Source organism: Arthrobacter sp. CMU6, assembly GCF_059090205.1.
The window spans coordinates 66,469-79,431 of record NZ_JBNHFL010000011.1 but is presented as its reverse complement, the minus strand read 5'-3'; the positions used below and the strand labels follow the sequence as shown (position 1 = coordinate 79,431).

The 12,963-nt window shown below is 66.2% G+C and carries 11 protein-coding genes and 1 riboswitch; of the genes, 10 read left to right on the top strand and 1 reads right to left on the bottom strand.

Going from position 1 to position 12,963, the window contains the following annotated elements:
- The first annotated feature begins 9 nt into the window (after positions 1 to 9).
- Positions 10 to 429 carry a nucleoside-diphosphate kinase gene (ndk, locus tag AC5RWD_RS09850; protein ID WP_003803412.1) on the top strand — a complete coding sequence of 140 codons (420 nt, stop codon included), beginning with the start codon at positions 10 to 12 and terminating at the stop codon, positions 427 to 429.
- Positions 430 to 560: 131 nt separating this feature from the next.
- On the opposite strand, the gene AC5RWD_RS09845 is transcribed toward ndk, so the two are convergent.
- Positions 561 to 1,244 carry a vitamin K epoxide reductase family protein gene (locus AC5RWD_RS09845; RefSeq protein WP_494019834.1) on the bottom strand — a complete coding sequence of 228 codons (684 nt, stop codon included), beginning with the start codon at positions 1,242 to 1,244 and terminating at the stop codon, positions 561 to 563.
- A gap of 457 nt (positions 1,245 to 1,701) precedes the next feature.
- Here AC5RWD_RS09845 and AC5RWD_RS09840 point away from each other — a divergent pair, with 457 nt between their 5' ends.
- The 9 genes from AC5RWD_RS09840 (at position 1,702) to nadD (ending at position 12,959) form a co-directional block, all read left to right on the top strand.
- On the top strand, positions 1,702 to 4,971 hold the full coding sequence (locus AC5RWD_RS09840) for an Rne/Rng family ribonuclease (protein ID WP_494019833.1): 3,270 nt from the start codon (positions 1,702 to 1,704) through the stop codon (positions 4,969 to 4,971).
- A gap of 161 nt (positions 4,972 to 5,132) precedes the next feature.
- Positions 5,133 to 5,229: riboswitch (TPP riboswitch) on the top strand.
- Complete coding sequence (gene thiD, locus AC5RWD_RS09835) at positions 5,212 to 6,777, top strand: bifunctional hydroxymethylpyrimidine kinase/phosphomethylpyrimidine kinase (protein WP_494019832.1); 1,566 nt, start codon at positions 5,212 to 5,214, stop codon at positions 6,775 to 6,777. (Overlaps the previous riboswitch by 18 nt.)
- Before the next feature lie 330 nt (positions 6,778 to 7,107).
- Positions 7,108 to 7,416, top strand: a complete 309-nt coding sequence (gene rplU, locus AC5RWD_RS09830; RefSeq protein ID WP_003803420.1) for a 50S ribosomal protein L21 — start codon at positions 7,108 to 7,110, stop codon at positions 7,414 to 7,416.
- A gap of 59 nt (positions 7,417 to 7,475) precedes the next feature.
- Complete coding sequence (gene rpmA / locus AC5RWD_RS09825) at positions 7,476 to 7,739, top strand: 50S ribosomal protein L27 (RefSeq protein WP_003803426.1); 264 nt, start codon at positions 7,476 to 7,478, stop codon at positions 7,737 to 7,739.
- A gap of 118 nt (positions 7,740 to 7,857) precedes the next feature.
- Positions 7,858 to 9,447 (top strand): GTPase ObgE, encoded by a 1,590-nt coding sequence (obgE, locus tag AC5RWD_RS09820; RefSeq protein ID WP_494019831.1) that lies wholly within the window; start codon positions 7,858 to 7,860, stop codon positions 9,445 to 9,447.
- 64 nt (positions 9,448 to 9,511) lie between these two features.
- Positions 9,512 to 10,609, top strand: a complete 1,098-nt coding sequence (gene proB / locus AC5RWD_RS09815; protein WP_494019881.1) for a glutamate 5-kinase — start codon at positions 9,512 to 9,514, stop codon at positions 10,607 to 10,609.
- Positions 10,610 to 10,635: 26 nt separating this feature from the next.
- Complete coding sequence (locus AC5RWD_RS09810; protein ID WP_494019830.1) at positions 10,636 to 11,985, top strand: glutamate-5-semialdehyde dehydrogenase; 1,350 nt, start codon at positions 10,636 to 10,638, stop codon at positions 11,983 to 11,985.
- A 79-nt stretch (positions 11,986 to 12,064) separates the two neighbouring features.
- On the top strand, positions 12,065 to 12,289 hold the full coding sequence (locus AC5RWD_RS09805) for a hypothetical protein (RefSeq protein WP_494019829.1): 225 nt from the start codon (positions 12,065 to 12,067) through the stop codon (positions 12,287 to 12,289).
- Positions 12,228 to 12,959 (top strand): nicotinate-nucleotide adenylyltransferase, encoded by a 732-nt coding sequence (gene nadD / locus AC5RWD_RS09800; RefSeq protein WP_494019828.1) that lies wholly within the window; start codon positions 12,228 to 12,230, stop codon positions 12,957 to 12,959. Before AC5RWD_RS09805 ends, nadD begins: the two co-directional genes overlap by 62 nt.
- The last annotated feature ends 4 nt before the right edge of the window (positions 12,960 to 12,963 follow it).

The window sequence follows — 12,963 nt, the reverse complement described above, 5'->3', positions numbered from 1 at the left end:
GGAGCAACTGTGAGCATTGAGCGCACCCTTGTCCTGATCAAGCCGGACGGCGTCACCCGCAACCTGACGGGCGAAATCCTCAAGCGGATCGAAGCCAAGGGCTACACCCTGGCCGAACTCAAGAAGACCAACGCCAGCCGGGAACTGCTCGAGCAGCACTACGAGGAGCACGTGGGCAAGCCGTTCTACGAGCCGCTCGTGGAGTTCATGCTCAGCGGCCCCGTGGTGGCGGCGATCTTCGAAGGCCACCGCGTCATCGAAGGCTTCCGGTCGCTGGCCGGCACCACCGACCCCACGACGGCGGCCCCCGGAACCATCCGCGGCGACTTCGGCCGCGACTGGGGCCTGAAGGTCCAGCAGAACCTCGTCCACGGCTCGGACTCGGTGGACTCGGCCGAGCGCGAAATCAAGATCTGGTTCCAGGCCTGAGCTTTCCGGGAGGTTAAGCGCGCCGGCAAGTAAGCGCGAACGTACAGTTGTGGCCCCTCACTCCTCGAAGTGGGGGGCCACAACTGTACGTTCGCGCTGATCCGCGGGGGCTTAACTGTCCGTTCGCGCTGCTAGAAGCCTGAGGTGCCGGCGAACACCTGGATGAAGGCGAAGAAGATGGTCGCAGCCACGGCAACGTAGAGCAGCGCCGAGATGATCCAGCCCGAGTCGCCCAGGAGCCGGGCCAGGCCCGCCGGCGCCGGAATCACGCCGTGGACCACGTTCCGCACGGTCACCCAGACAAAGAGCGGAATCATTGCGGCCCAGACAACCATGCAGAACGGGCACAGGATGCGGATGGAGTACAGCGCCTGGGACCACAGCCACACCACGAAGATGAAGCCGAGGGTGATGCCCGCCTGCAGCCCGAGCCAGTACCAGCGTTCGAACCGCGCACCGGCCAGCAGGGCCATTCCCACGGTGGTGGTGATGGCGAAGGCAACAATTCCGATGAACATGTTCGGGAAGCCGAAGACTGAACTCTGCCACGTCTGCATGACCTGCCCGCAGGAGATCCAGGGGTTCACGTCGCAGACGGTGGCGTGGTTGGGATCCTTGAGGACCTCCAGCTTTTCCAGCACCAGGATGCCGGATGCCAGCCAGCCCACGACGCCGGTAATGACCAGCAGCCAGCCGAAGGGGCGGTCGCGTGTCATGGCCGGCAGGGCGGCACCGGCCGAAGCCGCGGCGGGCCCGGCACCGTCCTGGTGGTCCTGGTCGTAGTCCGTGCCTGTGGAAGGCGATATGCGTGGCATGGGATGGCGTCCTTTGTGTGGGGTGCTCCTGCCCAGATTGTATCGCCGCCGGCTTGAGGCAGTCTGTACTCACTTCCACGGATCGCCTTGACCGGGTCTGTCACACAATTACAGCGTATTTGAACAGCAATATGAGAGAATAAACGTGGCTGGAGCGCGAACCACATTCGAACTCCAGTCCGGTGGCTTGTTCCCAAGACCGCCAATGAGCACTGGTGCAGGCTTCGGAAAGAAGATCCAGCCTCCCAGCTTCCATTGGACGGCACCTGGTTGTGGTTGTCAGAAACAACGGGTTCCAGTAACAATCCCGCCGGCCTGTCAGGCCTGCCGCACCCCACTGCCGGTGCGAGCCTGCTGGTATCCAATTGACTTCTGTCAATGCCTGCGGGTTTTGACAATATGTGCCCCAATGGGTGCCGAATGTGGCGGCATGTCAGGGGCAGGAGTGTTGCCACATATGGATAATGACCAGGTTATAGCCGAGAATGTTGAACCGGCTGCCGCCGGCGAAGCCGCCGCCGAGGCTCCCAAGAAAGCCACCAGGACCCGGCGCAAGGCGGCGCCCAAGGCCACCGCAGCGGATGCGGAGTCCGCGGCGGAGGCTGCAACCGCTGATGCCGCCGCGGCGGAGCCCGCTGTCGCGGAAGGCGCCGAAGCCCCGGCCAAGACCCCGGTGCGCCGGACCCGCGCCCGGAAGAAGGTTGCCGAAGAGCCGTTGCCCGCATTTGCGGAAGCAGCCGGGGCCGAAGTGGATGCGCAGGAAACCGGCGGACAGGCAGCCGCCACGGAGCCGGCAGCCGAGGCCGTGCCGGCCGCCGAGGAACCTTCTGCCGAGTCAAAGCCTGTGCGCCGCCGCCGGGCAACGAAGCCGAAGGCCGCGGAGCCGGCCGAAGGCCCCGCTGAGCCAGCGGAAACTGCCGGGACACCCGCTGCCGTGACTGCCGCTGAAGCGGCGTCCGGCGGACAGACGGAGGTGCCCGCCCCTGCTGCTGCTGCCCCCGCAGCCCAGGCAGCGCCGGCCGAAGCAGCCCCTGCCGAACCGGCGGCTGCACAGGAAGCCGCCGCCGAGGAGGAAGCCGAAGAAGAGACTGCCGGGCAGTCGCCCGTGGGTTCGCTCTTCCTGGAGCCGGCCTCAGTGACATCGATCATCTTCCAGGCCCCTGACCTGAACACGGTCATCCGCCCCGCCGCTCCCGCTAAGGAGGACGTGGCAGCCGAGGACCTCGAGGACGAGCTCGAGGACGAGGGCCGCCGCCGGCGGCGCAGCCGCGGCCGCCGCGGCCGCAGCCGGACCGACCGCGAGATCACCGACGGCGATGAGGGAACAGACGAGTCTGACGAAGCCGGCGAAGATGAGGCCGCGCAGCTCGACGACGGCGTAACGTCCCGCCGTCGCCGGCGCCGCCGCCGCGGTGACCAGGACCTGGAACTGACCGGCGGGGGAGAAGACGATCCCCCCAACACTGTCACCCGTGTCCGCGCCCCGCGGGCCATCAGCGAGGCTCCGGCGAGCAACCGCGTGACCAGTGTCAAGGGATCCACCCGCCTGGAAGCCAAGAAGCAGCGCCGGCGCGAGTCGCGGGACACCGGCCGCCGCCGCACCGTGATTACCGAGGCCGAGTTCCTGGCCCGCCGGGAGTCCGTGGACCGCCAGATGATCGTCCGCCAGCGCGACGACAGAATCCAGATCGGTGTCCTGGAAGACGGCGTCCTTGCTGAGCACTTCGTCTCCAAGACGCAGCAGGACTCTCTGATCGGCAACGTCTACCTGGGCAAGGTCCAGAACGTCCTGCCGTCCATGGAAGCCGCCTTTGTCGACATCGGACGCGGCCGCAACGCCGTGCTGTACGCCGGTGAGGTCAACTGGGACGTCGTCAACCTCGAAGGCAAGCAGCGCCGGATCGAGAACGCGCTGAAGTCCGGCGATTCCGTCCTGGTCCAGGTCACCAAGGATCCGGTCGGCCACAAGGGTGCCCGCCTCACCAGCCAGATCTCCCTGCCCGGCCGCTACCTCGTGTATGTGCCCGGCGGTTCCATGACCGGCATCTCCCGCAAGCTGCCCGACGTCGAACGCAACCGCCTGAAGCGGATCCTCAAGGACCGCCTGCCCGAGGACGCGGGCGTCATTGTGCGGACGGCCGCTGAAGGCGCTTCCGAGGAGGAACTGACCCACGACATTAACCGTCTCCGTGCCCAGTGGGAGGGGATTGAGAGCCAGGCGAAGTCAACCAAGGTGCTCGCACCGGAACTGCTGTACGGCGAACCGGACCTGACCATCAAGGTTGTGCGGGACGTCTTCAACGAGGACTTCTCCAAGCTGATCGTGTCCGGCGACGAAGCGTGGGACACCATCGAGGCGTACGTCACCTACGTTGCCCCGGACCTCGTGGGCCGGCTCGAAAAGTGGACCAAGGATGAGGACATCTTCTCCGCCTGGCGCATTGACGAGCAGATCCACAAGGCACTCGACCGCAAGGTATTCCTGCCCTCCGGCGGCTCGCTGGTCATTGACCGGACCGAGGCCATGACGGTGGTTGACGTCAACACCGGCAAATTTACCGGCAGCGGCGGCAACCTCGAGGAGACGGTCACCAAGAACAACCTGGAGGCGGCCGAGGAAGTTGTCCGCCAGCTGCGGCTGCGCGACATCGGCGGCATCATCGTCATCGACTTCATCGACATGGTGCTGGAATCCAACCGCGACCTGGTCCTGCGCCGCCTGGTGGAATGCCTGGGCCGGGACCGGACAAAGCACCAGGTGGCCGAGGTGACCTCCCTGGGACTCGTGCAGATGACCCGCAAGCGCATGGGCACCGGCCTCCTGGAAGTCTTCGGCGAGCAGTGTGAGGCATGCGCAGGCCGGGGCGTCGTCACCCATGACGAGCCGGTGGAGCACCGCCGTGCCAACACCGTGGCCGCGGAGCACCACGTGCACCGCGCCGAGGTACAGCCCCCTGCCCGGTCCGAACGGAAGCGCCGCCGCGGCAAGGGCGGACAGCTGTCCTCCGAGATTGCACCGGCCGCCCCTGCTGCCGTGCACCACCCCGAACCGTCCGAGGCAGAACGCCACGCCAAGGCCGAAGCCACCCGTGCCGCCCTGGCCAACATCGCGGCAGCGGCCCACGCCGCCCACCTGCACGAGGAAGCGGCGCACAGTGCCGCAGCTTCGGGCGAGTCCGCCCGTCCGGCAGCTCCCGCGGCCGCCGCACCGGAAAGCCCCGTGGTGCACCGCGCTCCGGAAACGGAGAGCGTCTCCGGACGGCCCGGCGCAGTGCTCACCTTCGGCGGTGAAAAGGTGATTCTTCCGTTCGTCGACCACAGCGAGGAGCCGGTCAAGGAAGCGCCGGCCCTGACGCTGGACCGCCTGGAGGAAGCCTTCGCGCACCTTGGTGCTCCGGTTGCCCCCGCGGACGAGAAGGTCGCTGCGGAGGAGGCACCCGCCACGGCCCGGCCGGAAAGCCAGCAGCCGGAAAGCCAGCCCGCCGAAAGCCCCGCCCCGTCCCGGAGCCGACGTCCGCGCCGGAACCGCAGTGCCAGCCGCGCCCAGGGGGCAGCCAACGAGACTTCCGTGGAACACCACGTGGTTGCGCCGGCTGCTGCCGCAGGGCACTCGCACGAGGCCAAGGCACCGGAAACGGGCAATGCGCAGGGAGCGTCCAAGGCTACCCAGCAGCCCGCCAGCGAGCCGATCATCCTGGGAGTAGGGGTACCCGCCTCAGAGCTCTAGACCTCAGAGCTCTAGGACAACGGACTCTGACTGAGCCCACCGGATGAAGGTCCGGCGCCGCGTTTGCGGTGCCGGGCCTTTCCGGTTTCCAGGCAGTGCCCGCCAAAGCCTGTCGTAAACGTCAAATTCGGTGTCCTGGGCCGGACGAACCGCTAGGCTGGGGGACTGACACGGGGTGCCGCGCACGGGCCGGCTGAGATCCAAACCCGTTGAACCTGTCCGGTTAGCACCGGCGAAGGGATGTCTTCCTTGTCATCAGCATCGCTCCTGCCCGCACCAGCATCCGCCGCCGGTTCCCTCCTGGAATCCGTGGCACCGGCCGCTCCGACTTCCCGCGACGTTCCCCGGGTCCTTGCCATCGCGGGCTCCGATCCGTCCGGCGGTGCGGGCATCCAAGCCGACCTGAAAAGTATTGCGGCCCACGGCGGCTACGGGATGGCCGCAATAACCGCCCTGACCGCGCAGAACACCACCGGCGTGCGCGGCGTGCACGTTCCGCCGGCGTCCTTCCTGTCAGCGCAACTGGACGCTGTCAGCGACGACATCGACGTGGACGCCGTGAAGATCGGCATGCTCGGCGATGCCCAGGTGATAGCCGCAGTCCGCAGCTGGCTCGAAAAGGTGCGGCCCGCCGTCGTGGTTCTCGATCCGGTGATGGTGGCCACCAGCGGTGACCGCCTCCTTCAGCAGTCCGCAGAGGAAGCACTCGGCGAACTGCTGCCGCTGGCGGACCTGATCACCCCCAACCTTCCCGAACTGGCCATGCTGCTCGGGGAACCGGAAGCCGCGGACTGGGCCGCCGCCCTTGACCAGGGCAGGCGGCTCGCGGCCCGGACCGGTGCCACGGTGCTCGTCAAAGGCGGTCACCTGAACGGCTCAACCTGCCCGGATGCCCTCGTGAACACGGCCGGGCTGCTGTCCGCGGAGGTGGTGGAGGTCGCGGGTGAACGGATCACCACGCCGAACAGCCACGGCACCGGGTGCTCGCTCTCCTCGGCCATGGCCACGGCCCAGGCACGGCTCGGCGACTGGGAAGCGTCATTGCGGGCGGTCAAGCCCTGGCTGGCCGGAGCCCTCCGGACATCCGGGCAGCTGGAGGTCGGCGCGGGCAACGGACCGATCAACCACTTCCACCACCTCGCCCAGCCCGAACGGGTGGGCGGCTTCGCTGAACTGCTGCGCGCTGAGACCGTGGCCGACCTGGAAGTCATTTACAACCTGGGCTTCATCCGTGGACTTGCCGAAGGCACCCTGGTGGAGAAGGAATTCGCGTACTACCTGGCGCAGGACGCCATCTACCTCAACGGCTACTCCCGTGTCCTGGCGCGGGCCAGCGCACTCGCGCCAACCGAATCCGAGCAGCTGTTCTGGGCCCGATCGGCGCAGCAATGCCTGGAGGTTGAATCGGAACTGCACCGCAACTGGCTCAGCACGCGCACCGTGCAGACAGAGCTTGGCCCGGTCACGAAAGCGTACGTCGATCATCTGCTTGCGGCTTCGGCGGGTGGCAGCTACGCGGTGCTGGTGGCCGCGGTCCTGCCTTGCTTCTGGCTGTACGCCGAGGTGGGGGAGACCCTGCACGCCGAATATGTGGCTGCCGGGGCGCCGGCCGGGCACCCGTACGCTGAATGGCTGCGGACGTACGCCGACGAGGAGTTCGCTGCCGCGACGCTGCGGGCCATCGAAATCGCCGACGACGCCGGCCGGGCCGCGTCGGCGGGGGAGCGTGAAGCGATGATCACCGCGTTCCGGCAGTCCTGCCGGTACGAGCTGGAATTCTTCGACGCGCCGAGCCGCCACAGCTGAACGGAATTGGGCGCGGCGCCCGGTAAGATAGTCGCGCACGGCATCGGATGTCCGGAACAGCGCCTCTGTGGCGCCTATCACGTACGAACCGCCGGTGCCAGCCTCATTTGCGGCCGACGACGGAATTAGCGTATTCTAGATCTTCGGTGCTTACGCCAACACTTGGGTTATGACCCGGGATTCGTCCAATCGGACTTCTTCCTGGGATAGCTCACGGGTTCCCCCCGGGCAATCCACGGCGTTGAGGCACAGCGCGAACCAGGCCAAGTTTTCGGACCAGGGTTCCGCACGCAAATTTAGTAATAGACGTCGAGAGAAGTGAGTTCCCAAGTGGTGTACGCGATTGTCCGCGCAGGCGGCCGCCAAGAGAAGGTTTCCGTTGGAGACTTCGTTACCCTGAACCGCGTCGCCGGTGGAGCTGGCAGCACGATTGAGCTGCCCGCGCTGCTCCTGGTAGACGGTGACAAGGTCACCTCCGCAGCTGCGGACCTGGCCAAGGTAACTGTGACGGCTGAGATCCTTCAGGACCTCCGTGGTCCGAAGATCGTCATCCAGAAGTTCAAGAACAAGACCGGTTACAAGAAGCGCCAGGGTCACCGTCAGGAACTGACCAAGGTCAAGATCACCGGTATCAAGTAACCTCCGGTTACTGTTCAGGTTTCCCGCAGTTTTTCCAGAATTAAAGGCAGGCATTCCAAATGGCACACAAAAAAGGCGCGAGCTCCACTCGCAACGGTCGTGACTCCAACGCCCAGTACCTCGGCGTAAAGCGCTTCGGCGGCCAGGTAGTTTCCGCTGGCGAGATCATCGTCCGCCAGCGCGGCACCCACTTCCACCCGGGTGCAGGCGTTGGCCGTGGCGGCGACGACACCCTGTTCGCACTGCAGGCAGGTGCCGTTGAATTCGGCACGCGCCGCGGCCGTCGGGTCGTCAACATCGTTGCTGCTGCAGCTGCAGAGTAACAACAAGTTCTGAACCGGTGGAGCGGGCCATGATGGCTCGCTCCACTGTTCTTTTAACCGCATTACAATCGATTTGGACGTCCAGGACGGCCGAATTCAGCAATAGAGGAGATTCACCGTGGCGAGCTTTGTAGACCGGGTAGTACTGCATGTATCCGGCGGTACCGGCGGCCACGGCTGTGTCTCCGTCCACCGTGAAAAGTTCAAGCCGCTCGGCGGACCTGACGGCGGCAACGGCGGCGACGGCGGCGACGTCATCCTGCGCGTTGACTCGCAGACCACCACGCTGCTCGACTACCACCACGCACCGCACCGGCACGCCACCAATGGCGGCCCCGGCATGGGTGACTGGCGCGGCGGCAAGAACGGCGAGACCCTGGTCCTGCCCGTTCCCGACGGCACCGTCGTCAAGACCAAGGACGGCCAGGTACTGGCCGACCTCGTGGGCGAGGGCACGGAATTCGTCGCAGCCTCCGGCGGGCAAGGCGGGCTCGGAAACGCTGCGCTGTCCTCGCAGAAGCGCCGGGCGCCAGGCTTCGCCCTGCTCGGCATCGAGGGTGATGCCAGGGATATCGTCCTGGAGCTCAAGTCGATCGCAGACATTGCCCTGGTGGGTTTCCCCTCGGCCGGCAAGTCCAGCCTGATCGCGGCCATGTCTGCCGCCCGCCCCAAGATCGCCGATTACCCCTTCACTACCCTCATCCCCAACCTGGGCGTGGTCCAGGCCGGCGACGTCCGTTTCACCATCGCCGACGTCCCGGGACTCATCGAGGGTGCCAGTGAAGGCAAGGGCCTAGGCCACAACTTCCTCCGCCACGTCGAGCGCTGCGCGGCTTTGGTCCACGTTTTGGACTGCGGTACGCTGGAATCTGACCGAGATCCGCTCTCGGACCTCGCAATTATCGAAGCCGAACTCGAAAAGTATGCGGTGGACATGAGCTACGCCGGCACGAACGGCGAAGTTGTCCCGCTCAACCACCGCCCGCGGCTGGTGGCACTGAACAAGGTTGACCTGCCGGACGGCAAGGACATGGCCGAGTTTGTCCGGCCGGAGCTGGAGTCCCGCGGCTACCGTGTGTTCGAAGTTTCAGCCACGAGCCATGAAGGCCTGCGCCAGCTTGGCTTCGCCATGGCGGAGATCGTCAAGGCCGCCCGCGACAGCGTGGCAGCCACGCCGCCGAAGGTGCACGCACCAATACTGCGACCCCGCGCCGTCAACGAGACCGGATTCCGGATCCGCCGTGAAGAGAAAAACCTGGAGCCGCTGTTCCGCGTTCTGGGCGAGAAGCCCGTGCGCTGGGTCAAGCAGACGGACTTCACCAACGAGGAAGCCATTGGCTACCTTGCCGACCGCCTCGCCAAGCTCGGCGTCGAAACCGAGCTGTTCAAGCAGGGCGCCAAGCCCGGCGACACCGTGGTGATCGGTGAGGATGACGGCGTGGTGTTCGACTGGGAACCGACCATGATGGCTGGCGCCGAGCTGCTGGCTTCGCCGCGCGGCACGGACGTCCGCTTCGCAGACATTGGCGACCGTCCCACCCGCGGCCAGAAGCGCGAAGAACAGATCGAACGCCGCGAGGCGAAGGCGGCGGCACGGGCCGAGCTGGAAGCCGAGCGCAAAGCCGGTATCTGGACCGAGTCCGTCAGCGCGCGCCGGGCTGCCCGGCCTCTCAAGGAGAGCGGACTGAACACCGAACATGAGGAGTGAACCCGCACACGTGACTGATACTTCCGCAATTGTCATCGAGGAACCCAGGACCGACGATCGCAGCATGCTCGCCAGGGCCCGCCGCATTGTGGTCAAAGTAGGATCGTCGTCCCTTACCAGCATCAAGGGCGGAATATCGGAGGAGGCGCTCACCGAGCTTTCGGATGTGCTGGCCGCCAAGTGCAACGCGGGAACCGAGATCATCCTCGTTTCCTCCGGAGCCATTTCGGCCGGCCTGGCCCCGCTGGGCCTGGCAAAGCGTCCGCGCGACCTCGCCACGCAGCAGGCCGCGGCCAGCGTGGGGCAAGGCCTGCTGATGGCACGGTACACGCACGCCTTCGCCGCCCACGGCGTCACCGTGAGCCAGGTGCTCCTCACCGCCGATGACCTCATGCGGCGCAGCCACCACACCAACGCGTTCCGTGCCCTCAACCGGCTGCTGAACCTTGGCGTGGTGCCCGTCGTGAACGAGAACGACACCGTCGCCACGCACAAGATCCGGTTCGGCGACAACGACCGCCTGTCCGCCCTCGTGGCGCATTTGGTGCGGGCCGACGCGCTGGTTCTGCTGTCCGACGTCGACTCCCTCTATGACGGTCCGCCGGCCAAGGGGGCCAAACGGATTCCGCAGGTGGACGGCCCCGAGGACCTCGACGGCGTCTCCATCGGCAAGACCGGCAAGGCAGGCGTCGGCACCGGCGGCATGCAGACCAAGGTGGAGGCCGCCACGATGGCTGCCGACTCCGGAATCCCCGCCCTCGTCACATCCACCTCCAACGCCGCCGCGGCCCTGGCCGGCGAGGACGTCGGAACCTGGTTCACCGTCAACGGGGGGCGCAAGTCCGTCCGGATGATGTGGCTCGCGCATCTGGCCCACGTGCAGGGCCGGCTGTTCCTTGACGCCGGCGCCGTCCGGGCCGTGCGGGACAACCACACCTCGCTGCTGCCCGCCGGCATCACCTCTGTCGAAGGCAACTTCGAAAGCGGCGACGCCGTCGAAATGGTCTCGCCTGAAGGCACCGTCATTGCCCGCGGACTGGTGAACTACTCCGCGGCCGAACTGCCGCAGATGCTCGGACGGTCCACCGTGGAGCTGGGCGAGGCCCTGGGCCGCGGGTTTGACCGTGAAGTTGTTCACGTTGACGACCTGGTTCTGGTCTAAGCGGGGGACTCGCCTAGACTTGAATGATGACTGAGGCACTGATGAACCAAGCAGCTGAGACATCCAACGACGCTACGACGGTCCCCACCCTGCCGGAAGACAGCCGGCCCGCAGCGGCGGACGTCGAGTCGGCCGTCTACGCCATCGCCGACCGTTCCCGGCAGGCCGCCCGCAGCATGGGCCGCGCCAACCGGGCCTGGAAGGACAAGGCCCTGCGCGCCATCGGGAGCGCGCTGCTCGCAAACAAGGGGCAGATCCTGGCCGCAAACACCAAGGACGTGGAAGCGGGCCGCGCCAACGGCACGTCCGCCGCCCTCCTGGACCGGCTGACCCTCAACGAAACCCGTATTTCCGCCCTCGCCGCCGCCCTGGAGAACCTCGCCGGGCTGCCCGATCCCGTGGGTAATGTGGTGCGCGGACAGACCCTGCCCAACGGCCTGCGCCTGCGCCAGGTCAACGTCCCCATGGGCGTGGTGGCAGCCATTTACGAGGCGCGTCCGAACGTGACGGTGGACATCGCAGGCCTGGCGCTCAAGAGCGGCAACGCCGTAATCCTCCGCGGCGGTTCGGCGGCGGCCTTCACCAACGAGGCCCTTATTCGCGTGCTGCGCGACGCCCTGGAATCCGTAGGGCTGCCCGCCGATGCCGTGCAGACAGTGGACCAGTACGGCCGTGAAGGCGCCAACGTGCTCATGCGTGCCCGCGGACGCGTCGACGTGCTGATTCCCCGCGGCGGCCGTGAACTGATCCAGACCGTCGTCAACAACTCCTCCGTGCCGGTCATCGAGACCGGCGAGGGAAATGTCCACATCTTCATTGACGAGTCAGCCAGTGAAGACATGGCGGTGGAGATCCTCCTTAACGCCAAGACGCAGCGACCCAGCGTCTGCAACACGGTGGAAACGCTCCTTGTGCACTCCGGCTCCACGGTTCTGCCCGCCGTCGCCGCAGCCCTGAGCAAGGCGGGTGTCCGGCTCCATGCCGACGACCGCGTGCGGGCCGCGCTGCCGGCCTCGGTGGAGTCCCTGCCGGCCACCGATGACGACTGGGCCACCGAGTACATGGACCTGGACCTGGCCGTGGCCATGGTGGACAGCCTGGATGACGCCGTGAAGCACATCCGGACGTGGTCGACCGGGCACACCGAAGCCATCCTGACCAATGACCTGCGGAATGCCGAGCGCTTCATCGCGGAAATCGATTCCGCTGCGGTCATCGTGAACGCGTCAACGCGGTTCACCGACGGCGGCGAACTGGGCCTGGGCGCCGAGGTCGGCATCTCCACGCAGAAGCTTCACGCCCGCGGCCCGATGGGCCTGACTGAGCTGACAACCACGAAGTGGATTGTCCAGGGCGAGGGCCAAGTCCGCTCCTGACATAGCGGTAACATAGTAAAGAAGTCCGGACCGGCGGGAATTTCCGCCGTCGTCATCCTTTTTATTCCTAGGGGAGAAAATGCTGCTCCAGCAGATTGCCGCGTCAGTTGCAGAACACGAAGAGAGGGCACCGTTGTGGGCCGAGCCGTGGGTCTTCGGCGTCTCGATGTTTGCCATCTTCGTGGTGCTGATGTTCGTCACACTCTCCTACACCAACCTGGGCAACCGCCACACTGTGGTTGATGAGCACGCTGACCCGCACCGCCAGCACCCCAACAAGCACGACCACGGCCAGGGCCACTAAGATTTCCGCCGCACTGCACCACAAGGATACGCAGCGCCGGCTGCGGCTGGGCGTGATGGGCGGGACATTTGATCCCATCCATCACGGCCACCTTGTGGCCGCCAGCGAGGTGGCCGCCAAGTTCGGGCTCGACGAAGTCGTGTTCGTGCCCACTGGCCAGCCGTGGCAAAAGTCCAGCAAGAAGGTCAGCGAACCCGAGCACCGTTATTTGATGACGGTGATCGCCACGGCGTCGAACCCGCGGTTTACCGTCAGCCGTGTCGATGTGGACCGCCCCGGTCCCACGTACACCATCGACACCCTCCGCGACCTGCGGACGCAGCGGCCTGATGCCGACCTGTTCTTCATCACCGGCGCTGACGCCCTGGCGCAAATTCTGTCGTGGAAGGACATCGACGAGCTGTGGTCCCTGGCCCACTTCGTGGGAGTCACCCGGCCAGGCCATGAGCTCGACGGCATGGGCCGGAAGGACGTCAGCCTGCTCGAAGTACCCGCGATGGCGATCTCGTCAACCGACTGCCGCGCCCGCGTTGCCGCCCACAACCCTGTCTGGTACCTGGTGCCGGACGGAGTGGTGCAGTACATCGCGAAATACGGGCTCTACGCCGCACCGGCCGGGAACTGCAGCTCCGAACCCACCGAGACAAACGATCCAGCCAGTACTGAATGAGTTT